This window comes from Vibrio sp. OPT18 (assembly GCF_015163615.1).
Classification (GTDB): Bacteria; Pseudomonadota; Gammaproteobacteria; order Enterobacterales; family Vibrionaceae; genus Vibrio; species Vibrio coralliirubri.
In genome coordinates, this window is the sequence record NZ_JADDYK010000116.1 from 22,792 (window position 1) to 47,640 (window position 24,849).

The 24,849-nt window shown below is 44.8% G+C and carries 20 protein-coding genes and 1 pseudogene; 9 read left to right on the forward strand and 12 right to left on the reverse strand.

Features of this window, described 5'->3' with window-relative positions; translation table 11 throughout:
• Window positions 1-75: 75 nt before the first annotated feature.
• Window positions 76-2,406, reverse strand: coding sequence for a hypothetical protein (locus IQQ51_RS25830; protein WP_193842500.1), 2,331 nt, complete (start codon window positions 2,404-2,406; stop codon window positions 76-78).
• A gap of 224 nt (window positions 2,407-2,630) precedes the next feature.
• Here IQQ51_RS25830 and IQQ51_RS25835 point away from each other — a divergent pair, with 224 nt between their 5' ends.
• The gene (locus IQQ51_RS25835) at window positions 2,631-3,500 is read left to right on the forward strand and encodes a hypothetical protein (protein WP_193842501.1); all 870 of its coding nucleotides are present in this window, start codon (window positions 2,631-2,633) and stop codon (window positions 3,498-3,500) included.
• Here the strand turns inward: IQQ51_RS25835 and IQQ51_RS25840 are convergent.
• The 4 genes from IQQ51_RS25840 to IQQ51_RS25855 are packed head-to-tail and all read right to left on the reverse strand — an operon-like array spanning window position 3,497 to window position 8,392.
• Window positions 3,497-4,993, reverse strand: a complete 1,497-nt coding sequence (locus IQQ51_RS25840) for a hypothetical protein (protein WP_228013262.1) — start codon at window positions 4,991-4,993, stop codon at window positions 3,497-3,499. The two genes, IQQ51_RS25835 and IQQ51_RS25840, sit on opposite strands and share 4 nt — an antisense overlap.
• A 50-nt stretch (window positions 4,994-5,043) precedes the next feature.
• Window positions 5,044-5,616, reverse strand: coding sequence for an ECF-type sigma factor (locus tag IQQ51_RS25845; RefSeq protein ID WP_048612418.1), 573 nt, complete (start codon window positions 5,614-5,616; stop codon window positions 5,044-5,046).
• Window positions 5,616-7,052 (reverse strand): hypothetical protein, encoded by a 1,437-nt coding sequence (locus IQQ51_RS25850; RefSeq protein WP_048612419.1) that lies wholly within the window; start codon window positions 7,050-7,052, stop codon window positions 5,616-5,618. Before IQQ51_RS25850 ends, IQQ51_RS25845 begins: the two co-directional genes overlap by 1 nt.
• Window positions 7,053-7,066: 14 nt before the next feature.
• Window positions 7,067-8,392: a serine/threonine protein kinase gene (locus IQQ51_RS25855; protein WP_193842503.1), complete on the reverse strand. Its 1,326-nt coding sequence runs from the start codon at window positions 8,390-8,392 to the stop codon at window positions 7,067-7,069.
• Between the two features lie 300 nt (window positions 8,393-8,692).
• Here IQQ51_RS25855 and IQQ51_RS25860 point away from each other — a divergent pair, with 300 nt between their 5' ends.
• On the forward strand, window positions 8,693-9,934 hold the full coding sequence (locus IQQ51_RS25860) for an NADH:ubiquinone reductase (Na(+)-transporting) subunit B (protein WP_193842504.1): 1,242 nt from the start codon (window positions 8,693-8,695) through the stop codon (window positions 9,932-9,934).
• Window positions 9,935-10,026: 92 nt separating this feature from the next.
• Here IQQ51_RS25860 and IQQ51_RS25865 read toward each other — a convergent pair whose 3' ends face one another.
• The 3 genes from IQQ51_RS25865 to IQQ51_RS25875 all read right to left on the reverse strand — a co-directional run bounded on the left by IQQ51_RS25865 (window position 10,027) and on the right by IQQ51_RS25875 (window position 12,792).
• Window positions 10,027-10,278, reverse strand: coding sequence for a DUF6482 family protein (locus tag IQQ51_RS25865; RefSeq protein ID WP_017067233.1), 252 nt, complete (start codon window positions 10,276-10,278; stop codon window positions 10,027-10,029).
• Between the two features lie 130 nt (window positions 10,279-10,408).
• Entirely contained in the window at window positions 10,409-11,764 is a 1,356-nt protein-coding gene (gene gorA / locus IQQ51_RS25870; RefSeq protein WP_193842505.1) for a glutathione-disulfide reductase, read from the reverse strand.
• 188 nt (window positions 11,765-11,952) lie between these two features.
• Window positions 11,953-12,792 carry a 23S rRNA (adenine(2030)-N(6))-methyltransferase RlmJ gene (locus tag IQQ51_RS25875; RefSeq protein ID WP_048612424.1) on the reverse strand — a complete coding sequence of 280 codons (840 nt, stop codon included), beginning with the start codon at window positions 12,790-12,792 and terminating at the stop codon, window positions 11,953-11,955.
• A 279-nt stretch (window positions 12,793-13,071) separates the two neighbouring features.
• Between IQQ51_RS25875 and prlC the strand changes: the two genes are divergently transcribed.
• Window positions 13,072-15,114, forward strand: coding sequence for an oligopeptidase A (gene prlC / locus IQQ51_RS25880; RefSeq protein WP_193842506.1), 2,043 nt, complete (start codon window positions 13,072-13,074; stop codon window positions 15,112-15,114).
• A gap of 102 nt (window positions 15,115-15,216) precedes the next feature.
• Here the strand turns inward: prlC and asnC are convergent, their stop codons facing one another.
• Window positions 15,217-15,681, reverse strand: coding sequence for a transcriptional regulator AsnC (asnC, locus tag IQQ51_RS25885; protein WP_008218581.1), 465 nt, complete (start codon window positions 15,679-15,681; stop codon window positions 15,217-15,219).
• A 126-nt stretch (window positions 15,682-15,807) separates the two neighbouring features.
• Between asnC and IQQ51_RS25890 the strand changes: the two genes are divergently transcribed.
• The 3 genes from IQQ51_RS25890 (at window position 15,808) to IQQ51_RS25900 (ending at window position 20,554) form a co-directional block, all read left to right on the forward strand.
• The gene (locus tag IQQ51_RS25890) at window positions 15,808-18,930 is read left to right on the forward strand and encodes an EAL domain-containing protein (protein WP_193842562.1); all 3,123 of its coding nucleotides are present in this window, start codon (window positions 15,808-15,810) and stop codon (window positions 18,928-18,930) included.
• Between the two features lie 112 nt (window positions 18,931-19,042).
• Window positions 19,043-19,822, forward strand: coding sequence for a class I SAM-dependent methyltransferase (locus IQQ51_RS25895; RefSeq protein ID WP_193842507.1), 780 nt, complete (start codon window positions 19,043-19,045; stop codon window positions 19,820-19,822).
• A gap of 141 nt (window positions 19,823-19,963) precedes the next feature.
• A complete protein-coding gene (locus IQQ51_RS25900) occupies window positions 19,964-20,554 on the forward strand; it encodes a hypothetical protein (protein ID WP_193842508.1) in 591 nt (196 codons plus the stop codon).
• Window positions 20,555-20,667: 113 nt separating this feature from the next.
• On the opposite strand, the gene IQQ51_RS25905 is transcribed toward IQQ51_RS25900, so the two are convergent.
• Window positions 20,668-21,546, reverse strand: coding sequence for a carboxylate/amino acid/amine transporter (locus tag IQQ51_RS25905; protein WP_086774453.1), 879 nt, complete (start codon window positions 21,544-21,546; stop codon window positions 20,668-20,670).
• Window positions 21,547-21,598: 52 nt separating this feature from the next.
• Window positions 21,599-22,033 carry a universal stress protein UspA gene (uspA, locus tag IQQ51_RS25910; RefSeq protein ID WP_017060149.1) on the reverse strand — a complete coding sequence of 145 codons (435 nt, stop codon included), beginning with the start codon at window positions 22,031-22,033 and terminating at the stop codon, window positions 21,599-21,601.
• A 189-nt stretch (window positions 22,034-22,222) separates the two neighbouring features.
• Here uspA and ftnA point away from each other — a divergent pair, with 189 nt between their 5' ends.
• From ftnA to IQQ51_RS25930, 3 genes are all read left to right on the forward strand, one after another.
• Window positions 22,223-22,750 (forward strand): non-heme ferritin, encoded by a 528-nt coding sequence (ftnA, locus tag IQQ51_RS25915; protein WP_017066029.1) that lies wholly within the window; start codon window positions 22,223-22,225, stop codon window positions 22,748-22,750.
• 68 nt (window positions 22,751-22,818) lie between these two features.
• Complete coding sequence (gene uspB / locus IQQ51_RS25920; protein ID WP_009848060.1) at window positions 22,819-23,142, forward strand: universal stress protein UspB; 324 nt, start codon at window positions 22,819-22,821, stop codon at window positions 23,140-23,142.
• A gap of 248 nt (window positions 23,143-23,390) precedes the next feature.
• Entirely contained in the window at window positions 23,391-24,584 is a 1,194-nt protein-coding gene (locus IQQ51_RS25930) for an NAD(P)/FAD-dependent oxidoreductase (protein WP_050053166.1), read from the forward strand.
• Window positions 24,585-24,722: 138 nt separating this feature from the next.
• Here IQQ51_RS25930 and IQQ51_RS27685 read toward each other — a convergent pair.
• Window positions 24,723-24,849 (reverse strand): annotated as a pseudogene (locus tag IQQ51_RS27685) (EamA/RhaT family transporter); the annotation flags it as partial.

The following is a 24,849-nucleotide window of genomic DNA, read 5'->3' on the forward strand; positions in this document are numbered from 1 at the left end:
ATGGTTATGTTGGTTTTGTGGATAAAAGACCCCTTGGTTTGAGGGGTCTTTTGTGGATTCAGTTTAATGAACGAATTATTCGTTGTTACCTGTACCTGTCCATTTAATGTTGAACTTAACAGCTTCTAAGTATTCGCCATCGCTGTCTTTTACCTTGCCAATTACGCTGTAAACGTTGTTGACTGCTAGCGCGGGTAAGTCAAAGTCAATAGAAGCATAGTTGACGCCATTTTCTTCATTTGTGTAACATTCAATCGGCGTGCCATTATATTCTCTAGATGCCACTTCACCGATGTCTTCACCTGTAAAGTAAAATCCTGAGAAGAATTCTTTAACTGTTTCACATGTAAAATCATTGTTTGGAACATCAAAAGATAAACCTGCATCCATTGCGTCACTATCATTCGAGTTAGAATTTTCATTCAACGCTAAACCAATAGTACCTAAGTTATACGTTAGGTCTTGTTCAGCTGGTAAGTAAGCAGTGAAATAACGTGCATCAGGACCCATTTCAGAAGTTACATTGATACGTTTTTCGATGTCTGCCTTGTTGCTGAAGTATGTGTAACGTTCTGCTGAATCTTCAGTAGAATCTTTCATGCGGTGGATAATAGTCTTAGCACCTGTAGAAATATCATCTGCGTCTTCGAACATTTCTACTTGGAAGGTTTCAACTAGGTCTTGCCCATCCTCTTCGAACTCAAATGTAGCAAAAAGCTTACCGTCGATAACTTCGTAAGTTGCATTTTCAGTTTGAGTGTCAGCGGCAGAACAGCTTGTTTTATTTGCGATGCTTCTTACGTTGCCTAGTACAATGCCGTCTTCAAATTTAATTGAATCACACCAGATGCTTGCGTAGCTCTGCTCATTTTCACCGTTTGAACTGCCGTGCTCTAGCATGTACCAAGTCTTACCTTCTAGAGGGTGAAGATCTGGTTCTGGAATCACACCTTCAGCGACTTGAGGCATCAACATTTCTTGGTAAGCTTCGGCGCCTTCGTTATCAACACCGCCAACCATGAATGCTTCAGAAGCGTTAGCTGCTGTTGCTTTGGTTGGTGTTCCGGAAATAGTGATAATTGGGTTTGTGCCCTCTTGTGGAGATACAACTAGACCAGGGATTGTCATGCCACCAGTACGGTAGGAAACAATGTCACCATCTTTGTCTGTGAATAGGTTTTCAATATTGATAGTTTGCTCGAATGGAACGCCTACCTCTAGCTGCCAGTTGTTGATTTCAGCTTGTAAAACGTCATATTCCGTATAATCAACAGCCGGAACTTGGTTCGCAGCTTCAATTTTAACGTTGAACGTCGCGATCGCAGAACCAACGACTTCAGGCGTCGAGTTCTTATCTTCAGCTGTTAAAGTCACTGTAAAGTCACCAGCAGCATCGATGTAATCTGATGCAACTAGAGTTAATGTGTCGCCATTGAGAGTCACAACAATACCGCTTTCTGCAGGGATGTTGTGAGTTAGAGTTGGCGTGATTAGAGTCTGGTCTTTATCAATAAATAAACCTGCAATATTAAGCACGATATTTGATGAGCTACCATTTTCTTCTAGTGTTGGGATTTTACCTTGTTCTGCTTCCAGAATGCTTGCTGTTACAACCAGCTTATTGTTGGTTACAACAACAGGGTCAAGATCTTCACCAGGAGCCGCGTTATCTTCAATAACAGGTTTTAAATCGTTGTCTGCTAGTTCTGTTGGAGTTAGCGTATCAACGATCGCATCGGCTTCTTTTGCAAACTGATCGGACTTTTCTTCATAAGTAGTAGGGTTAGCCGCTTTCGATTCCGTCAGGATCTGTGCTGTTTTGTGTAGTTCAGCATTTGCATCAGCACCTGAAACGAAATCAGAGTAAGGGTCGATAGGCGCTTCTTCTGTACCACCTAAAGCTGTGCTAACAATCGCGACTGCTTCTTCCTCACTAACTGGCGCTGCGTCTGTGCCTTTTGCCATTTCAATCGCAACTAAATCGGTAATTGGAGAGATTACATCCGATGAAGTTGGAGCTCGGAACACAAGCTCATGAGCCATTGCTTGCGCAGGGTGATCCATATCGATTGTGTATTTACCCGCGTATTTGCTGCTATCGTGGTTCGCAAGTGCAGTTTGTACCGTGCCGCCAGGTGTTAATGTTTGAAGTGCTAGTGCACCTGAAATGTCGCCAGATATCTCAATTTGGCCTTGGTCGTTAGTAAGACCGAAAATAACGTCAGAGCCAATGTCTAGAACGCCATTGTTGTCTTTATCGTCAAAAACGACAGCTTGATTAAAGTAACCATCAAAACCTGTAATTGTTACACCGCTCGGAGAAGTTGAAGCTGAATCACCGTCTGAACCACCACAGCCTGTTAAGGCGAAAGCCACTGACGCTGCTAGTAAACTAACTTTTTTCATGTCATATCCTTTGTAATGAGCTCTAGCTAAGCTCTATTTGTTTCATTTTATGATGCCTTTATTTGCCTGGTGAATGTTTTACTTGTTGTTGGTTGTTTTTTCAACACACGTAAAGGTATAAAAAAACCGTAAAATTTATTTGATTTTTATTTGTACGATTGCTCTTCTAATCGATTTCCAATTTCAATAGCATGCTGCCCCGAATTAGTTTGATAGATATAAAAATGAAAAAATGGATCGGTTTTAGTCTATTGCCATTTTCGGTAATGGCTCAACAAACACATAATAGTGATAAGTATGGCTACTCGTATTTCACGGTTGGCTTGGAAAATGTGACGTATCAAGAGCACTTTGGTGGGTTAAGGTCGGATGTGACGGTGACCAATCCGATACTGAATACTGGCGGTCTGTATTACGTGAATGATGACTTCGATTTTTCTATCGATGCATTGGCCTCTTTCTCTCCACAAAGCTCGAAAGAAGAGTGGGCTAATAATGGCGCATCTATTCAAAAGAACCAGATGGAGTACCTGAAGACGGCAACCAATATTCAGTTGCATTACAAGTTGCAAGATAACTGGCGTGTGATTGGTGGTCCGTCACTGACATATCAAACCTTTACTCGTTATGGTGTGAAAAATCATACGGATGCGGGAAACAAATATTTCTACGGTACGTGGGAGGAAACGTCGACGGATATCTTTATGGATGTTGGTTTAGCCTACGATGACGGTAGTTTGTATCTTAGTGATAAATGGCACATCAGCGGTAAGGCGACCTTTGGTTTGCCAGTTTGGAGTGTGACTTCGAATACGCAATTTGAAAATATTGACTTCTACGACTTCGGCTATCGAGCAGCAGTGGAAGGATCGGTGAGCTATGAAGTGACACCCGGTTTGCACTTAGGTTGGTATGCAATGTTTGGTTATGAGAAGCGGTTTCAGTCGGATACAGAAACAGTGACAACCACATACTGTAAAACCATGGTTGATGGAGTGTGTACAGATTACGTAACAGAACAAAAAAAGGCGACCTTACCTGAAGCCGACACCTATACATTCAGTACCGGCTTACAGGCTCTTTGGAGTTTCTAGGCGTTAGGGTCTAGATATCGAATATTGAGTTTGATCTCTTCAACCTTATGACGCCACTCGAGCTTGGGGCGAAGTATGATGCTAAATACTTCGCCATGCTTGAACTCATCAAACTCTAAAAAGTCGACATCGAAGAAGGAATATTGAAGGTGGCCTAGTGGTCGTTCTTCACACTCGATAGACTCGAAATTTTCGCCGATGGTTTGACCTATAATGTCGCCATATACGCCTTGCCCACCAACAGAGTAGTGATTAAATTTGTCGAGTAAATCTTCGCAAATAACCGTTGTATTGTAAGACTGTACATTTAAGTCACCATCCATCTCATCGGGCCAGTCTGGGTTCGTTAATTGGTAATTACCAATATGCATGCCATACCAACCTAAGTAGTAGTGACCGTCGTTAGCCAAGTACATATAGTTGACTGGTGTCAGTTGTAGTGCCTCTAAGCCTGTAATAGTGTTTATGCGTTGCTCTATTTGAGTTTTAGAGGCAACCGTATAAGTTTCATATTCATTGCCCATTTTTACTTGTGTCACATGAGCGGTGGTGAACATCGGGTGACTTGGATAGGTTTCCAAGATTTTCCAACGCATATCATGGTCAAATATTGACTGAGTGCTAGAGACAATAAGATCATCACCATCAACATGATAACTTCCCACTTTACGTAGTTGATGTTCGTTAGGGCAGGTGGTTAGAGTGTTGGATGAGGCAAAAAACACTTCGTCATTGATGAACTTAAATGCCTCGCAGTACACCTTTTCATAGTTGTAAGTCTTACCTGCAAACAGGTGGTTTGTCTCAAGGCGGTACCAAGTTTGACCAATCAAAGGGTGTAATCCCTCACCTTCTAGGCCTGATGAGAGCGAAGGCAGTGGAAAGGTGGCAGTTACCCAAGCGCCCTCTTCCGAACCGTGATAATCATCTTTGGCTCGCGCAATAAGTTGAGTTGGTGCGTTGCCGATTTTTGGTGTGCCTTGTAGGCTCGATGTCCCGCCTAAGTGAGATACGGAAAACTTAGGATGATTAACAACAAGCTGTGTTGTCAGTAGGTCATCATCTGGGTCCTCAAACAGCCCTGTAATATCAATTGAGTAGTTGATCGGGGAATTTTCGGTGAATGACCACTGGTTGATTTCATGCTGAATACTTTGCAGCACCGTAAGATTCACATGTGGCTTTTGATTACTGTCAGATCTATCTCGCTCTTCTTCGACGACTATCGTTTGAGTTTTTTCCTTAAAGGTAACCACGTCTAGTTGCGCCGATTCGAAGGTGTTCGAAGCCCACTTAGATATTAATGAAACGTCGGCTTTTTCTGAGGTTGAATGACTTCTAATTTTTTCATTTGCCTCATTCAAACCCTGCATTGAAGCACCGTTTACTGGGCTATGAGGTGAAGGTTTATTATTCGAAGAGAACTGTTTTATGCCACTGCTGGTGTGCGACAGGTTAGTTTCTTTTGAGGCTATCCAAGGAGGCAGGAACATGAGAGCCCCACAGACGGAAATGAGCAGTAAACAGAATCGCTTTTTCATTATTAAACCAGTTTGCTTTGTAGCCAACAACGTGAGAATTTAAGATCCTTCTCGATCAAGCTCGAACTGCATTTCAGTAGCTCGCTGATCTCGCGATTACGCATGCCCATTAAGTACTTAAGCTTGAGTGCCTGAGATTGACGAGGGTAGTGGATACTGAAGTTGTCTATGGCTTTATCCATGATCATTAATTGCTCGAACTTATCGTCTTTGCTGTCGCTTAGCATAGTCATCTTTTGACGCTTTTTTGCCTGAAGGTGGCGAGCATTATCGATTAAAATTTGGCGCATCACTTTTGCAGCCATAAGAAAAAAGTCTTTTTTATTTTCGACCGATTGAAGGTCGGAAGATGAGATCTTTAGGTAAGCGTCATGAATTAAAGCCGTCGTGCTGTTCATACTGTCGCTCAGCACTTGATTGTCAGCACCATATTTTTGAGCGCTACGAGAGCGTTCTTGTTGAGCAATATGTCTTAACTGCAAGTACGCGAATTGATATAGATCGGCTTCGGCACTTTTATCGCCGGATTGCCATTGTTGGATGATCTGTGTGATATCTGGAGTTGCAGTTGCCATTAGCTTTTAGACCTCACTTTACTAAACTCGGAAACGGATAGGGTGCTGATATTATGGGATTTATCAGGGTTTAGCGAAATTTTTTGTTTGAATCTGTAGAGTATGCCTTGATCCCAATTTTGGCCTGCAGGCAAGTATTCCCATGCTGTGAAATGCTGTTGTGGTACTGAGTCATACCAGCGGACAGAGACATTCATCTGGGCGAGAGAAGTTGTAGGTTCTGGGTTGGTCAGCCACCACATATCGCCAAATTTTTCTGTAACGTCTTGCGTGTATTGTTGGTGGTTTGTTGAGCAGGCCTCAGTGTCGCTTGGGCCAAGAAAAATGCGTTTATCTTTGATGAGTAGGCACTCATTTATGATGTCGTTTTGTTGATATTGAGTGTGCTGCCAAACACCTTCATAAGGGATGTGATTACCGCGATCATTGGTGTAGGTAAACCAAATCATCTCAGCTTTGTTTGAATGACGGATGTGTTCTTTCTGTCCTAAACCTTGGGTTTTTTCCATCAACAGCTCAGTTTCTGTATCAAAATCCAATGCAACGGTACGGTACTTCCAGTCCCCTTCATCGTTATAGTCTTCAATTGAGAATCCACTCAAATCGTGGCGTGTGCAGCCTTTTTGAGCACAACTGGTAAAGCCTGTCCAGCCATCGCTGTTGGATAATGGTTCGCGAATGATCTTCTGGGGTGTCTGGTAAGGGCGTAGGTTACAGCCGTTAAAATAGTCGCCTGTTCCTGGGAACTGAATGAGTTCTGTGTCTGTGATTTGGTAACTAAGCTCTCCAATCGGACCTTTGTATTTTGGGTTAGTGTGGTGAGCTAAGTCGTAAAAGCACGCGCGTCCTGCATAGTCTTTCTTAGCAATAATAATGTTATGAAGCACTTTGTCTTTAGGAGAAAAAATGATTTCCTCTGAGGCAAAGTTATCCTTGATGTATTCTTGGCTCTGGTTGAGGTGCTTTGCAGCTTCTTTGACTGAAACAAGGTCAATGCCTAATTCTTGAGCATCTAAATAGCTTAGGTCGAGATTTTTGAGCTTCTTTTGAAACTCTACGTCAGATAAAACTTTGCTCGCTAAGATGATTTCATCGCGGTGTTCTGGAGTGTCATCAAGCGATAGAAGTAAACGAGTCATGTTGATGCTGCGGCTTGGGCGAGTTGACGATAGGGTTGGTGTTATTACCTCCTGGCCAGAAAGCGTTGTCAGCAAGTAACCCGAATTGTCGGTGCCAATAAAAAAGCTGACGATATCACCTGAATTGTATTGGAATGCCCCTTTATCAGTGGTGCCCGAAAGATTGGAGCTGGTTTCGTAATAAAGCCCTGATACTGGCGAATCAATAAAATACCCAGTAAGAACTTCGCTGCCATTAGCATGGATGTAAAGACTCGTTGACCAGAGAGCTATCAGCGGGAGAAGTATTTTTTTCATAATTAATTGTTGGATTACTTTTCTTTGTTTTTGTTAGTCACAGATTTTTCAGGTGATGGTGTCAGCATCGCCAATAGCATTTTCTGTTTAACGTCTTTGGGTAAATCAGGGTTTGATAAGATCCGTCGTCTAGTGAGCTCAAGCATCGTGCCGACTGACATTTTTGCAGCATCACTGCCTTTGGCATGAAACAATAGGCTCGTCACTTCATACATCATCTCTTCCGCGACTAGTTTTTCTTTGCGTAGTTGTAAATTCTTATTGAATATAGCTGTTGAAAACGTTGCGCCTGACAGTAGCAATAGAATTGTTAGAGCACTCTGTACTGGGCGTCGCTTTAATAGCTTTGATAATGAATAGAGTGGCTGCTTCTCTCTCAAAGAAATGGGGCGACATTCTAAGATACGCACTATGTCTTGGCGCAATTCACTTACGCTGGCATAGCGACGGTAGGGTTCGTGGTTTGTCGCCTTTTCTACAATTAGGTTAATATCTAAGCTTGAAGAAGAGTCAAAAATCAGCGCTAGCACTTTACCCAGTGAGTAAATATCACTTTGTTGAGTTAGGAAGTGACCTGCAACCTGCTCTGGGCTGGCATAAGCCTTGCTGTAGGCTGTCAGTATGGAAGCATCTGAGCTTTGGTTGGGTGTGGGTTGTTTGACCTTTTGAGTTAGATTGAAGTCGAGAATCTTAGGTGAACCAAAAGGATCAATTAAGATATTCTCGGGCTTGAGATCAGCATGCAGCACTTGTTTTTGATGAGCATGTTCAATTGCCGAACAAATTTCTTTAAATAAATTGAGCCTTTGCTTTTCACTACAAGAGCGATTCTGCAAATACAGAGAAAGCGTTTCCCCTTCAACTCGCTCCATCACAATATAGACCGACTCTTCGTAGACCCCACCATCAAACACTTTGGCTATACATGGATGGTTTAGGTGTGCGAGTAATTGTGCTTCTTGAAATAGAGCATGCTCACCTAAAATATGTGAAAGAGAGGGCTGTATGAATTTAACTGCTAAGTCTTGCTCAAAGGTTCTATCTGCTCGACTAGCTGCATAGACAATCCCCATACCACCACGACCGAGTTCATGCGATATATAGTATTTATCGACTAAGGTGTAGGTTAGGTTGAGCTCACTTTCTGTTGCTTGTTGTGCGTGAAAGCCGAGCAGTGATGTGAGCTGCTCTGAGGGGACTTCACTGATGAGAGGAAGTACCTGCTGATATAAGCTGGGTTGTTCTTGCTCTAGTCGTTTTAGGTAGAGACTTTTTTCCGCGTCTGGGATATCTATGAGGCGATAGAAAACCTCAGTGGGGCCACTGCTTCTATTTTGCACAACTGATCTTTTTTATGTCTCTTATTATGCATACATTCTATAAGAGTTTTAGATGTTTTTTCGATGTTTTTATCAATTACATATAAAAAAATAAGCTAAAAAGTCGCATTTTTGAGAGGTGGCATCAAAAATGCGGGTATGTGATCTTCTTTCCAAAGTTTAGCTCTTGATTTTCTCTCAAATATTGACGGTGAATGGTTGGTTAAAGGTTCGCTTTATAGAGGTAGATTATGCCAAATTGTTCTCTAACCTTATTTGTTTCGTATTGTCTTTGACTCACACCAATGAGGTTATAAAGATATGAAATTGAATAAGTGGCTAGAGGGCGTATCCCCTCAATTCGAAGCGGGTGGTAAGTACGAAAAGCTCTACCCAGTCTATGAAGCTTTCGCGACAATATTTTATACACCCGGAAACGTAAATTGCGGCATAACCCATGTTCGCGATAGCATTGACCTAAAGCGCATCATGATTCTGGTGTGGTTAGCGACCTTTCCTGCGATGTTCTGGGGTATGTATAACGTTGGGCACCAAAGTGTCCTCGCATTAACCTCCAGCTATCAACTTAACGAACTTGCCTCAATTATTGAAAGCAGCTGGCATCTGTCGTGGGCATTTGGCGATGCGCAGTCATTGGTGGCAAGTGGCTGGGCAAGTCAGATGTTGCTTGGTGCACTCTATTTTCTACCCGTTTATGCCACGGTGTTTGTGGTAGGTGGGTTTTGGGAGGTGTTGTTTGCCGTTGTGCGTAAGCACGAAGTTAATGAAGGCTTTTTTGTAAGTTCGGTGCTGTTTGCACTCATCCTCCCGCCAACCATCCCGCTTTGGCAAGCCGCATTAGGCATCACCTTTGGTATAGTTGTCGCCAAAGAGCTGTTCGGTGGTACAGGACGAAACTTCTTGAACCCAGCCCTTGCAGGCCGCGCGTTTCTCTATTTCGCGTATCCAGCCAACATGTCGGGTGGGCTTGTGTGGGTTGCAGCTGACGGCTATTCAGGCGCGACACCGCTGAGTCAATGGTATGAAGGCGGCAGCACGTCACTCATCAATAACATGACTGGCGAGGCGATCACTTGGATGGATGCTTTTGTCGGTAACATACCGGGCTCGATGGGCGAAGTGTCGTCATTGCTTATCATGTTGACGGGGTTGATTCTGATAGCGATGAAGATAGCTTCTTGGCGCATTGTCGCCGGTGTGATTATTGGTCTCGTTGTGACATCTAGCTTGATGAATTGGATAGGGTCAGAAACCAACTCGATGTTTTCGATGCCGTTCTACTGGCACTTTGTGTTGGGTGGTGTAGCGTTTGGTACCTTCTTCATGGCGACAGACCCAGTATCAGCCGCGTTTACCAATCAGAGTAAATGGGCCTATGGCATTTTGATTGGTGTGATGACGGTTGGTATACGAGTGCTCAATCCAGCCTACCCAGAGGGCATCATGCTGGCTATCTTGTTCGCCAACCTGTTCGCTCCGCTGTTCGACTTTGTAGTGAAAGAACAGAACATCAAACGAAGACTGAAACGGACATCGCGCTGATCTAAGTGATTAAAAGGGAAAGTGAATCCCATAAGAAAGGCTTGCATTGATGCAAGCCTTTCAATTTTTATCGCGATTGATTTGAGGTTGATTTAACTCCACTTCAAATCAATCTCGAAAGGTTGTGTGCTACCACAGTGTTCACCACACATTTCGTCGTAAGCACTGTTATGAACCAGCATAGCTGATGCTACACCTTGGTCGCTAAAGTGATCGCGTGCTTGGTTAACACTCAAAAACTTCATAGGATGCTGGTGGTCATCTTTGATTAACTGCTTTTGCTCGCCAATAACTTGGTAAGCCAAGTAGATCCCGCCTTCAAATGATTCAATTAGTAGATTCATAACAAACTCCATTGCTGTTCTAGATAGGTAGATATTTGTGTTACGTCGAATCCATAGCTAAGGTTCAGAGCGGACATAAAAAAAGCAGGCACAAGGCCTGCTTCTAAAGAGAGCTCAACTAAGACGTTGATTATCTCATCGTAACAAACTCTTCGCTGCCCGTTGGGTGAATCGCCACAACAGAGTCGAAATCTGCTTTGGTTGCGCCCATCTTCATTGCAACGCCGAAGCCTTGAATCATTTCATCAACAGTGAAACCTATGCCGTGTAGGCCAACGACAGTCTCTTCTTCGCCAGCACATACTAGCTTCATCTTACAAGGTTGACGGTGCTTGGTTACTGCTGTGTACATAGCAGTGAAGCCAGACGTGTATACCTTGATGTTGTCTTTGCCGTATTGCTCTTCAGCTTCTTGAGTCGTTAGACCAATTGTGCCGATAGGTGGGTGGCTGAATACAACAGTAGGCACTAGCTTGTAGTTCATTTTCGCGTTGGTTTGACCGTTGAATAGACGCTCAGAAAGCTGGCGACCTGCTTTAACAGCAACAGGAGTTAGCTCGATACCGCCTTCCATGATGTCGCCAACACAGTAGATGCCAGGAACGTTGGTTGCTTGGAACTCGTCTACTTTGATGTAGCCACGGTCGTTAGTTGCAACGCCAGTTGATGCTAGGTTGATAGCGTCAGTTGCTGGGTGGCGACCGATAGCCCAGATTAGGTGGTCAACGTTTTGAGTGTTGCCGTTCTCTAGGTGCAGAGTCAGTGTGCCGTCTGCTTCTTTCACTACTTCTTTTGGAACAGAGTGTGTATGCAGCGTTGGGCCTTCCGCTTCCATTACTTCAACCAATGTCTCGATGATCATTGGGTCGAAGCTACGTAGTGGTGACTCTTTACGACAGAACAGGTGTGTTTCTGTGCCAAGTGCGCTTAGTACGCCTGCGATTTCTACTGCGATGTAGCCAGCACCGATAACTGCAACGCGCTTTGGTTGCTCAATCAGGTCGAAGAAACCATTTGAGTCGATGCCGTATTCTGCACCTGGGATGTTTGGAATCGTTGGACGACCACCTACCGCGATCAGGATGTGATCTGCTGTGTAGTGTTCGCCGTTCACTTCAACTGTCTTTTCATCAACGAACTTAGCAAAGCCTTTGATTACGTTTACTTTGTTGTTGCCTAGTACGCGGTCGTAAGATTGGTGGATACGACCAATGTAAGCTTGGCGGTTTTCAATCAGCTTGCTCCAGTTAAAGCTTTTTACTTCAACGTCGAAGCCGTAGTCTTCAGAGTATAGGTTGATAGCTTCAGCAACTTGAGCGCCGTGCCACATTACCTTTTTAGGAACACAACCAACGTTTACACAAGTACCACCAAGGTCTTGAGCTTCGATAAGTGCAACCTTTGCACCGTGCATTGCTGCGCGGTTTGCTGATGCGATGCCGCCTGAACCGCCGCCGATACAGATGTAATCAAAATGAGTCGCCATTACTTTCTCCATTTATTGAAGGCTGTGGGTACAGTGAGCGCACTGAACACCTACGTCCTATAGATTCTTAAATTGTCTAATTATTATATTGAGGGCAGATCGGTTGAACTCAATCTCCCTGTTTAAAATTTATTCGTGTACGTCACAATCTGCTGAATATTCGTCAGAGCATGACGTTAAGTTCGAGATTACTCGGGTACGATCCACTCTACTTTGAAATGACCGGTCGCCGGCGCAATTGCTTCCTTCAAGAATGGAAGAATCTCTTTCATTTGGCTTTCTAGCTTCCAAGGTGGATTAATCACGATCATGCCTGATGCTGTCATACCACGCTCGTTGGTGTCTGGTGATACGCCAAGTTCGATTTGTAGAATCTTGTTGATGCCTAAGCCTTCGAGACCTTCGATCATATCTTCGATATCACAGCGATTTACTACCGGGTACCAAATTGCGTAGATACCAGTTGCCCAGCGCTTGTGGCTTTGAGCGATTGCTGTCACGACATCACGGTACTCTTTTGCCAGCTCGTAAGGCGGGTCGATCAGCACTAAACCACGACGTTCTTTTGGTGGCAGGCTGCCCTTCAAGCGCTTAAAACCATCTTCTTTATAGATAGATACCTGACGATCACGGTGGAACTCTTGCTCAAGCAAAGGGTGATCGGCTGGGTGAAGCTCAGTCAGTACCATGCGGTCTTGGTCACGCAGGTGTGCACGTGCAACACGTGGAGAACCTGGGTAGTAACGCAGTTTCTCGCCATTATTGAGAATGGAAATAGACTCAAGGTAGCTTTGAATGTCCTCAGGAAGGTCTTTTTGCTCCCACACACGAGCAATACCTTGCTTGTATTCACCGGTTTTTTCAGACCATTCATGCGTTAAGTCGTAACGACCTACACCAGAGTGAGTGTCATGATAAACAAAAGGCTTATCCTTCTGTTTCAAAGAATTAAGAATAAGGCTCTGTACGATATGCTTTACTACGTCGGCATGGTTACCTGCGTGGAAGCTGTGGCGATAACTTAACAAATTAAACTCTCGTAACACTCTCGAATTAGAGTGTGGTTAGTGTAGGTGGGGTTAATCAGACTATTATAACCCTCAATGGACCATAAATTCTCGAACAATTCAGGAACAGTCGCTAGCAATATGCAGTTAGTTATTGGTTCTACTATTGAAATTTGCCTTGTTGGGCACTATTTAATAACTATTCGCAGGTGATTTCTTAGGGCGAACTTTAGCCTGATGACTGTAAGACGACCTCATTACAAAAAAGACGAAAGTCTCTAAAGCCAAAGGAATGTTTATATGTCTAATCCGCTATTAACCTTCACGGACTTACCTCCGTTTTCACAGATCAAGCCAGAGCACGTAAAGCCAGCAGTTGAGCAAGTGATTGAAGCGTGTCGCAACAAGATAGAACAAGTACTTGAAGGTAATACTTCACCAAGCTGGGACAACCTAGTTGCTCCAATTGAAGAAGTGGATGATCGTTTAGGTCGCATTTGGTCACCTGTAAGCCATATGAACTCTGTCGTGAACAGTGACGAACTGCGTGAAGCGTATGAGAGCTGCTTACCTGTGCTATCTGAATACGGCACTTGGGTTGGCCAACACAAAGGCTTGTTCGAAGCGTATAAAGCGATCAAGGCGAGTGAAGCATTCTCTGCACTGAACCGAGCTCAACAAAAAACCATTACTGACGCACTGCGTGACTTCGAACTGTCGGGCATTGGCTTACCTGCAGATGAACAGCATCGTTACGGCGAGATCAGCAAGCGCCAGTCTGAGCTAGGCTCTCAATTTTCAAACAACGTGCTTGATGCAACCATGGGTTGGAGCAAGCAGATCACAGACGTAGCTGAACTGGCAGGTATGCCTGAATCAGCACTGGCGGCAGCACAAGCGGCGGCTGAGTCTAAAGAGCAACAAGGTTACTTACTGACTTTAGATATCCCATCATACCTACCTGTGATGACCTACTGTGATAACCAAGAACTGCGTAAAGAGCTTTATGAAGCATACGTAACGCGCGCTTCAGATCGCGGTCCAAACGCAGGTAAGTGGGACAATACTGAGATCATCACTGAGCAACTTAAACTGCGTCACGAGATCGCGCGTATGCTAGGTTTCAGCACTTACAGCGAAAAATCACTGTCGACCAAAATGGCTGAAACGCCAGACCAAGTACTTGGTTTCCTAAACGACCTAGCAGTAAAAGCAAAACCGCAAGGTGAACGCGAAGTTGAAGAACTGCGTCAGTTTGCTGAAAAAGAGTTTGGAGTTTCTGAACTCAATCTTTGGGACATCGCTTACTACAGCGAAAAGCAGAAGCAGAACCTGTTCGAGATCTCTGATGAAGAACTTCGTCCTTACTTCCCAGAATCTAATGTGGTTTCAGGCCTGTTTGAGGTACTGAATCGTGTGTTTGGTATGTCGGTAACAGAGCGTGAAGGCGTCGACACATGGCATGAGTCAGTGCGCTTCTTTGATATATTTGATGCGACAGGAGCACTGCGCGGTAGCTTCTACCTAGACCTATACGCACGTGAGCACAAACGTGGCGGTGCTTGGATGGATGACTGTCGTGGTCGTCGTATTACTGAATCTGGCGAGCTACAAACACCTGTCGCTTACCTAACGTGTAACTTCAACAAGCCAGTTGGTGATAAGCCTGCGCTATTTACTCACGATGAAGTAGTGACACTGTTCCACGAGTTTGGTCACGGTATCCACCACATGCTAACGCAAGTTGAAGCGGGCGCAGTTGCGGGTATCAACGGCGTGCCTTGGGATGCGGTTGAGCTACCAAGTCAGTTCCTAGAGAACTGGTGTTGGGAAGAAGAAGCGCTGTCGTTTATCTCTGGTCACTTCGAAACGGGTGAAGCATTACCAAAAGAGATGCTAGAGAAGATGCTGGCAGCGAAGAACTTCCAATCTGCGATGTTTATTCTGCGTCAGTTAGAGCTTGGCCTGTTTGACTTTACATTGCACACAGAATACGACCCAGAAGTGGGTGCTCGCGTACTAGAAACGCTAGCGGACGTGAAATCTAAGGTGTCGGTACTGCCAAGCCTTGATTGGAACCGTTTCTCACACAGCTTTGGTCATATCTTCGCTGGTGGTTACAGCGCAGGTTACTACAGCTACCTATGGGCAGAAGTGCTTTCAGCTGATGCGTTTTCGGCATTTGAAGAAGAGGGTATCTTCAACACTGAAACGGGTAATCGCTTCCTGAACAACATCCTTGAAATGGGTGGCAGTGAAGAGCCAATGGAGCTGTTCAAACGCTTCCGTGGTCGTGAGCCACAAATCGACGCAATGCTGCGCCACGCGGGAATTAACGCATAATCACGGTAACTATCTAGTTTATTGCGAGGTAATTGCGAAAAGAGCCTCTAGTTAGAGGCTCTTTTTTTGTCTGTGTTTGATGCCAAGCAAGGCGAATCAATGTTATGGATTCACATTGCGGTTGATAGGGTTCTGCAATGAAATCAGTGTCTCTGTCGACTGAACTTCATCGATCGCTTGCAGCTTATCGATCAATACAAACTGCAGCTCTTCTATCGACTTACACATCAGCTTTACAAAGATATTGTAAGCACCAGTGGTGTAGTACGCCTCAACCACTTCGTCTAAGGCATTCAGCTTAGCTATCGCCGAGTGGTAATCTTTGGCAGCATTAAGATTGATGCCAATAAAACAACACACGTCGTAACCTAGCTTTTTGGTGTTTACCACCACTTCCGTTCGCTCAATAATGTCTGCCGATCTCATCTTTTCGATGCGAACGTGAATCGTCGCAGGGCTGACATCGAACTGCTTTGCCATTTCAGCATAAGGAGTACGTGCATCTTCCATCAAGGTTTTGAGAATGGCACGGTCTAGATCATCTAGACGAGCTGTGGTTGTGGACATGCATAATCCTTAGGTTGAATGAAAAACATACCGGCTTGAGTACACATCATAGCCAAGGGTGATAATATTAGCAGTAACTATAGGGTTAGGGTGAATTCAGTGCGATTTTCGTTATTTTTTATTGTGATGTGTTGGAGTGTTTTTGCTTCAGCTCAGGCAAAAGATGTGTTGGTTATTCACTCTTATCATCAAGGCTTTTTCTGGACAGATGATTTCCATAAAGGACTATCTGATGAGCTCGATCGCGATGGTCTGTCTTATCGTGTCGTTTATCTTGATAGCAAACGCTCTCAAAATCCTGAATACCTTGAGCGTGTCTACCAGCTTTATCACACCAAGTTGATGCATGAAGAATTCGCTGCAGTTGTGGTGAGTGATAACAACGCGCTCAATCTAATGAAGCGTCTCGCGCCCGATCTCAAAGGTACGCCCGTCATCTTTGGCGGCATCAACAATTTCTCCCCTCAAATGATTGAAGGCTTAAATGCGACCGGCATTACCGAAGACATAGATTTGGTTGGCAACATCGAGCTGATCAAGCGCCTTCAAGCGACCGTAAAGAAGATCTACATTGTTACCGATCATTCAGTCACGGGTGAGGCCATTCGTTCTCAAATCGATCTGTTCATCAAAACCCATCCCGATTTTTCTGACCTCGTTGAGCACTATGTGCCGGATTCTTACCAAGAGTTAATGGCCTTTTCTCAACGTGCTGACCTAGGCAAGAGCTTGCTGTTTTGGGCGTACTACCGCGATGCACAAGGTCGAGTGAGTAGCGATGAGGATTGGCGACAACTGAATATCAAGACCCAAATGCCACTGTACATGGTGCACGATCTCGGGCTAGGTTTTGGTGCGATTGGTGGTGTGATTCAAAGTGGTGAAACGCAAGGTCGAGATACAGGACGCGTGCTGTTGAGCGTGCTGAACAATCCTAAGGCTCCATTGCCATTGGTGGTTGCTGGCGCGCCAGAAATCAAACTCGATTATCAACAGATCTCACGTTGGGATTTGGGTGCAGAGAATGAAGCCTCAGTAACCTTCCTCAATAAGCCGAAGTCATTTCTAGTGCGCTACCGCGATGAAATTCGCACCATAGGTTTGCTGTTTTTGGTGATGTCGTGTGTCATCGCGACTTTGGTGTATTACTTCAATCGCCTTAAAAAAAGTGAACGTGCCAGCCGAAAAAGTCAGCTGCTGCTTGAGTCGATATTCGACCAAAGCCTGCAGTTCATGGGGATCATTGATAAGGGTGGTGTGCTGCTGTCGAGTAACAGCAAGTTACATGAGCTGCTTTATAATCAAGGCTATAAATTGGGAACGCCGCTGCAACAACACCAACATTGGGAAAGTTCTGCGAGAGAAGTGCTAGCCGAATATTTCATCGCAAAAAGTGAGCACCCAGCCTTACGATTTGAAGCCGAGGTGTGGTGTCGAGATCGCGGTGCGATGGTGTTGGATATTTCATTGAAGCCGATGCCGGGCAGTGAAGACGAAGACATTCAGTTTCTCTTTGAGGCGCGCGACGTGACCTCACGTAAGCTTGCTGAGAATAAGCTGTTCCAACGTGAAGCAAACTTGAAGCTGTATTACGACAAACAGCCGGTGATGATGATTACGCTCGATGGCAATAATCGCATTCAACAGGTGAACCAGTTTGCCGAAGAGCTTTTGGGATATCCACTCGATCAGTTGCTGGGCCATCGTCCTAGAGAGTTCTATGTTGATGAAAACGCGATGATTCCTCGCCACATCTTGCTGCAACCACAGCATAAGATTCGTGGTGTGTGGCGTCGTGATATCGAATATCGCCATGCCGACGGCAGCAAGATCTGGATTCGTGAAAATATCCGCCCGTTGGTGGAGTCTGATCAGCTGTTGATTGTGGGTGAAGACATCACCGAAACGCACGAGCTTTCTGAAAAGCTAGAGTATCAGGCTCGCTATGACCTACTGACTGACACTTTTAACCGCAACCACTTTGAGCAAGAGCTGCAAAAAGCGCTGAAAGAGGTTGAGAGTCACATGCGAACTCACGCAATGTTGTTCCTAGATTTGGATCAGTTAAAGGTCTTGAACGACACCGCAGGACATGAAGCGGGTGATGCTGCGATCTTGTTTAGCGCCAAACTGCTAGAAGACGTACTGCCTTACAATGCGGTGTTAGCGCGAATGGGTGGTGATGAGTTTGCAGTATTAATGAAAGACTGTACTGAGCGAGACGCGGTTAATGTGTGTCGCAGTATTATCTCGATGATGAGTGAGAATCCATTCTTGTGGGATGATATTCGACTCAACCTGACGTGCTCTATCGGTATTCGATTGATTGACCATACAGCAGCTTCACCGCAGATGGTGCACGCTCAGGCGGATGCTGCTTGTCATGCCGCTAAAGAAGAAGGTCGCAATCGCTATCATCTTTACCATCAAGATGATGAAGACCTGCGTCGTCGTCATCTTGAGATGGAGTGCGTCAACCTAGTGCATGAGGCCTTGGCTAACGATCGCTTAGAGCTGTTTGCTCAGCGAATTCTTGGCCTAGATGAAGACAGCGATAAAATGCACTTTGAAATCTTGGTGCGCATCAAGAATATCCAAGGGGAATACATCTCCCCAGGGATTTTCATGCCAGCTTCAGAGCGTTATAACATCGCGCATTTGATTGATCGCCAAGTCGTCAGTCAAACCTTGAGTTGGTTGGAACAACGCCCTGAGGTTATTGAGGAGTTGGGGATGTGCTCAATCAACCTCTCTGGTCATTCGATGGGTAATCGTGAGTTTGTCGAGTTCTTGATAGATAGCCTGAGCGATTCATCGATACCGTGTCATAAGATTTGTTTAGAGATCACCGAAACAGCGGCCATGAGTAACATGAAGCAGGCGATCAAGTTCTTCACTCGTATTAAAGAGCTTGGTTGCATGATTGCATTGGATGATTTTGGCTCAGGGCTATCGTCATTTGGTTATCTGAAAAAACTGCCCGTCGATATTGTGAAGATCGATGGCCTGTTTGTGCGTGATATTGATGTCAATGAGATGGACCATGTGATGGTTCGCTCGATCAATGATCTTGCCAAGCAGATGGGCAAGCACACCGTGGCTGAGTTCGTTGAAAATACCCAGATCATCGACAAGCTGATTGAGTTGGGTGTGAACTACGCGCAGGGCTACATCATAGGCCGACCTAAACCACTCGCAGAGCTCGTTGAAGAGTTAAGACAAGAACGAGAGACAGAGTCATTGGTTTAGGTAAGCCGACTTTAGCTGGGAATACTTTTCACCGCTAATATGTATTGTTGAGGCAATCAGGTAAACTGGTTGCCTCTTTTGTTTTGAATACTACTGTCTGTTGGAGACGACCTTGCAACTACAACTGATTTGCGAAGATGCTACCCAAATCGATCATTTGAATGACTTAGCGACCCGCTGGAACTTATCTCATGATGAAAGCAGTGATTTTGCTTTGGTACTGACTAGTGAGCGACTTGAGTTACGTAAAGTCGATGAACCGAAGCTTGGCGCTATCTTTGTTGATTTAGTGGGAGGCGCTGTTGGTCACCGACGTAAGTTTGGTGGTGGTAAAGGTCAGGCGATTGCCAAAGCAGCGGGTTTAAACAAAGGCGCAACGCCAACTATTCTTGATGGTACTGCAGGCTTAGGGCGCGATGCGTTTGTGTTGGCTTCTCTAGGTTGTAAGGTGCAAATGGTCGAGCGTCATCCAGTTGTGGCTGCACTGCTTGATGATGGCTTGCAGCGAGCGCAACAAGACCCAGACATCGGTGGTTGGGTCAGTGAACGTATGAAGCTGATTCACGCATCCAGTCACGATGCGTTGGATAAGCTCAGCAACGATCCTGACTTCGAACAGCCAGACGTGGTGTACCTCGACCCAATGTACCCACACCCAGAGAACAAAAAGAAGTCGGCTTTGGTCAAAAAAGAGATGCGCGTATTCCAATCTTTGGTGGGTGCCGATCTCGATGCTGATGATCTATTTGAGCCAGCGATGAAGTTGGCATCGAAGCGAGTTGTGGTTAAAAGACCGGATTACGCAGCTTGGTTAGACGAGCAAAAACCGAGCATGGCGATCGAAACCAAAAAGAACCGTTTTGACGTGTATGTGAAAGCATCAATGACTTAGCGGAAGCATCAATAACTTAGCTACACGCTAAGAAAATTTCCCGTCATAAATACGATAAATTGCCATTTAACACTTGCGATAGTCGCGTTACGGATGTATATCTAACTAAGAATCATTATTATTCTTAGCTGGAGTTGTAGCATGGCTAAACGCTTTTGTAAGTTAAACCGTCGAGATATCACTGAACACTTGGGCGAGATCCACAGCTTGGTGACTGAACCTAAGTTCGTGTGTCGTTCTTGCGCGCGTTCTTCGGCGGATCAAGCGAATCTATGCAAACCAACCGCAATTCCACCTCTTGGTTGTCAAAACAAACCCGTTGAAGAGAAAGTCGCATGCGGCCTGCTAGCGGAAACATTACCTGCACCAGAACTATCGCTTGCAGAATTCAACGAGACAATTGAACCGAGCGTACAAATGTTCGATCCTGCCGCTGCTGATATTGCCCCTGAGCTTGCAAAAAAAGAAGCAGCACAGAAAAAAAACAAGCTGAAAAAACTGATGGCGAAGGCGAGCGGTGATGAGAAAGCTGAACTCAAACAAGCGAAGAAAGCAGCTAAGAAACAAGAGAAGTACAATAAGAAACTGGCGAAGATGATTAAGAAGCAGCAAAAGCTGTTTAAGAAAAGCCAGAAGCTGGAAAGTGACCTTGAACGCATCAACCTGCAACTTGATGATGTGGCCTTCACTGAAACCAAGACCCAGGTAGTGAGCCATAATCACATCCACTGAAGTTGATTTTAATGGTTTATTGCTACAGCGATGATTTAAAAAGAGCGACCTTAGGTCGCTCTTTTGCTTTTTTGGGGTTATCCGAGCTAACTCATGCAGCTCATTTAAATCAGTTAGGCATTGCTGGCAGATCTTGCTACGCGCTTCTTCACCCAAGTTTCATTGACGAATAGAGAGAACAAGATAACGGCGCCACCAATAGACAAGCGAACCAAATCGACATCTCTGTTCCAAATCAGGATATTCACCACTAGGCCCGCAGGAACCAAGGCATTGTTCATCACTGCCAGCGCGCCAGCATTCACCATGCACGCGCCTTTATTCCACATAAAGTAACCCAGCCCCGAAGCAATCAAGCCAAGGTAGATCAGGGTTCCCCATTGAAGTGTGGTGGTGGGTAGTTTCTCTGGATTGCCCAGTAGCATGAAAGCCACTGACGCGACACATAGCGCTCCTAAGTAGAAGTAACCAAATACGGTTCGCTGAGGTAACTCGGTTGATTCCTTCTCCATCACCACCTTGTAGCCCACCTGACCGATAGCAAAGCACAGGTTCGCGCCTTGCACGACGAGGAAGCCAACTAAAAAGTTTTCGTTGATGCCTGCGAATTTAATGAATACCGCGCCCAATACCGCAATTGCCGCCGTCACTAGGTACCACGGAGAGAACTGGCCTTTGAGAAAGTCATAAATAAGCGTGACGTAAATTGGCGTGAAAACGGTAAACAAAAGGACTTCAGGAACGGATAGCAGTAAGAAAGACTGATAGTAGAAGCAGTACATCAGGCCAAGCTGGATACCACCAATTGCCATCAATTTAGCGATCAGCTTACGCGATACGCCGCGAAACTTTAGGAAAGGAAGAAATACGACGCCAGCAAGGGCAACACGCATTAAAACAGAGAACCAAGAATCAACCTGACCCGCAAGGTAAACGCCGATCAGGCTAAAGGAGAAGGCCCATAGGAGGGTAACACCAGCTAAATAGCTCATAGTAAAACTTCGTTAATAAGATATGAGCTGTATGTTACCTAACCTTAAATCATTAGTCTTCTGAATCTCTTAGAGGCACGACCAGCATATCAACTGGAGAGGCGTTGATCAGTTGTCGTGTTGACGAAAGCAGCTTGCTCCAAAAGTCTTGATGGTGACCGCAAACCACGAGATCAACATTGAACTCGTTGATGGTGTCACACAGTTCATGACTCAAATCACCACTGCCTACTAGGGTATGGGTGATCGGGTATTGAGCGTGCTCCGCAAAATTTTGCAGCTGAATACGAGACGCTTCCATCGCGTTGTGCTGGGTCTCGGCCATGTTGATATCAATCAGGCCAGTGTAGAGCTCCGCGTAGTTAATATCGATATGGATAAAAGAGACTTTGGCTTCCAATGGCTTTGCCAATGCTACCGCTTTATCCACAATTAATTTGCTGTCTTCTGATAAATCGACTGCGACCAAAATATGTTTGTAACTCATATCGCTACCTCCTTTATTCATTGTCTGTTTAAAGATTAGCACTATGCGATGGCTTTTTTTGCTGAAGTGATCTCATATCCACTGTCTTGCGTAATGACAGCTCGAAATATTGGTTAACTAATGGCCTGCGAGATATTCATTAAATAGTGATATAGTAGAGAAAATTGAGGATGTAATTAGGAGTCTTAAATGCTGTCAAAAACTATGGTTGAGCAACTGAATGATCAAATTAACCTAGAATTTTTCTCATCCAATCTATACTTACAAATGAGTGCTTGGTGTGAAGACAAAGGATTTGAAGGTGCAGCAGAGTTTCTGCGTGTTCATGCAGTAGAAGAAATGGAACATATGCAGCGTCTTTTCACTTACGTAAGCGAAACAGGTGCAATGCCAATTCTGGGTGCAATTGAAGCACCAAAACACGAATTCGAAAGCCTTGGCGCAGTGTTCCGTGAAACTTATGAACATGAGCAGATGATTACTGAAAAGATCAACAAATTGGCTCACGTTGCTTTCAGCACACAAGACTACTCAACCTTCAACTTCCTGCAATGGTACGTTGCAGAGCAACACGAAGAAGAGAAGTTGTTTAAAGGTGTATTGGATAAGCTAGAACTTGTTGGTGAAGACGGTAAAGCACTGTTCTTTATTGATAAAGACCTAGCGCAATTGGCAAAAGATGGTTCATCTTCAATTATGGAAGCTCCTGCCGTTTAGGTAGTACGAGAAAGACACTGATTATCTTTTTCTTTTGAGTTTTCTTATGAAGATGTAGGGAGGAAAGGATGATCAGCGGCGACACTATTCTATTTGCACTAATGGTTGTGACTTGCGTGAACTGGGCGCGTTATTTTACTGCGCTAAGAACGCTCATTTATATTATGCGAGAAGCGCATCCTCTACTTTATCAACAAGTAGACGGAGGCGGTTTTTTCACAACCCATGGCAATATGACCAAACAGGTTCGCCTGTTCAGTTACATCAAAAGCAAAGAGTATCACCATCATCATGACGAAGTTTTTACTTCGAAGTGCGATCGTGTAAGACAGTTATTCATACTCTCTTCCGCTCTGCTAGGTGTAACCTTGCTGTCTTCTTTCATCGTCTAATTTTTTAGTACGTGTGAAGTAGAGCTTAGGTTTTGGTGTGAAGCTTGGTTGTTGGTTCGCTAAGCCAAGTCGTGGATTTGCTGCTGTCTGCAAACTGTACAATTGAACATCAATTGCAAAGTTTAAAATTGCCGCTAAAATAGCGAGCAATTAGTAAGGATGTGCTGTTTATGCACATCCTTTTTTATTGATGGCATTTCGAGAACAGGGTGTACTCGGGCTGCAAAAGTGAAGAAAAGCAGAACCACATGAGTGAAAAATTTGATGTAATCGTAATTGGTGCGGGCGCCGCAGGCTTAATGTGTGCTGCGGAAGCTGGTAAACGCGGCCGACGAGTGCTGGTGGTTGATCATGCAAAGAAACCAGGCAGAAAAATTTTAATCTCAGGTGGCGGCCGTTGTAACTTCACTAACTATGATGTTTCAGCCAACAACTTCCTGTGTAACAACCCTCACTTCGTGAAGTCAGCTTTATCTCAATACACCAACTGGGATTTTATCTCGATGGTCAGCAAGTACGGTATTGAGTTCGAAGAACGCGATCACGGCCAGTTGTTCTGTGTAAATGACCACACCGCAAAAGACATTGTGAGCATGCTGCTTGACGAGTGTAAGCAGGCGAAAGTTGAACAGCGCTACCGTTGTGATGTTCACTCAATCGAAAAAACAGACGCTGGCTTTAAGATGCACCTTAATACCGACGAAGTTGAGTGTGACTCACTGGTTGTAGCGACAGGTGGTTTGTCGATGCCTAAGCTAGGCGCAACGCCATTTGGCTACAAGATTGCCGAGCAATTTGGTTTGTCTGTGATGCCAACTACCGCAGGTTTAGTGCCATTCACTCTGCATAAAGAAGATAAAGAAGCTTTCGCAGAGCTTTCTGGTATCGCAATTCCTGCCGAGATCACCGCGCAAGACGGAACCTTGTTCAAAGAAGCACTGCTGTTTACCCACCGCGGCCTATCGGGTCCTTCAGTTCTGCAAATTTCTTCGTTCTGGAAAGCGGGTCAGTCGGTTTCGATTAATCTAGTACCTGAAGTCGATGTAGCTGAGCTGCTGGCTAACTCTCGCGAGAAGCACCCAAATCAGAGCCTGAAAAATACCTTGGCGAAAGCACTGCCGAAGCGTTTTGTGGAAGTGTTGATTGACCGTAAAGAGCTTGAAGACAAGCCGCTAAAGCAGTTCAATGAAAAACAGCTGAACGACATCGTAGAGCATCTAGAAAACTGGAAAATCGCGCCAAACGGCACCGAAGGCTACCGAACGGCCGAAGTAACTCTAGGCGGTGTGGACACCAATCACCTATCGTCAAAAACCATGGAATGTAAGAGTGTCTCTGGCCTCTACTTCATCGGTGAAGTAATGGACGTTACTGGCTGGCTTGGTGGTTATAACTTCCAATGGTGTTGGAGTTCTGGCTTTGCTGCAGGCCAGTGGGTTTAAGCTTAACCATAGATTTTAAATGACATAAAAATGGCGAGTCATACGACTCGCCATTTTTGTATCACACATTGTGTTCTAGCTCTAGATTCGACTTTATCGATAGCTTTTCGTGCTCAATCGAATCATTTAGCTCTTATTTTACGCAGCTTTGTTTTTTGAAAACTTGATCTGTTGAATCACCAAGCCAGCAATGATCAGTACCAAACCAAACAGCGTTGCAGGGTGAATCTCTTCACCTATGATGGTTGAAAGTAGCATCAGTGAG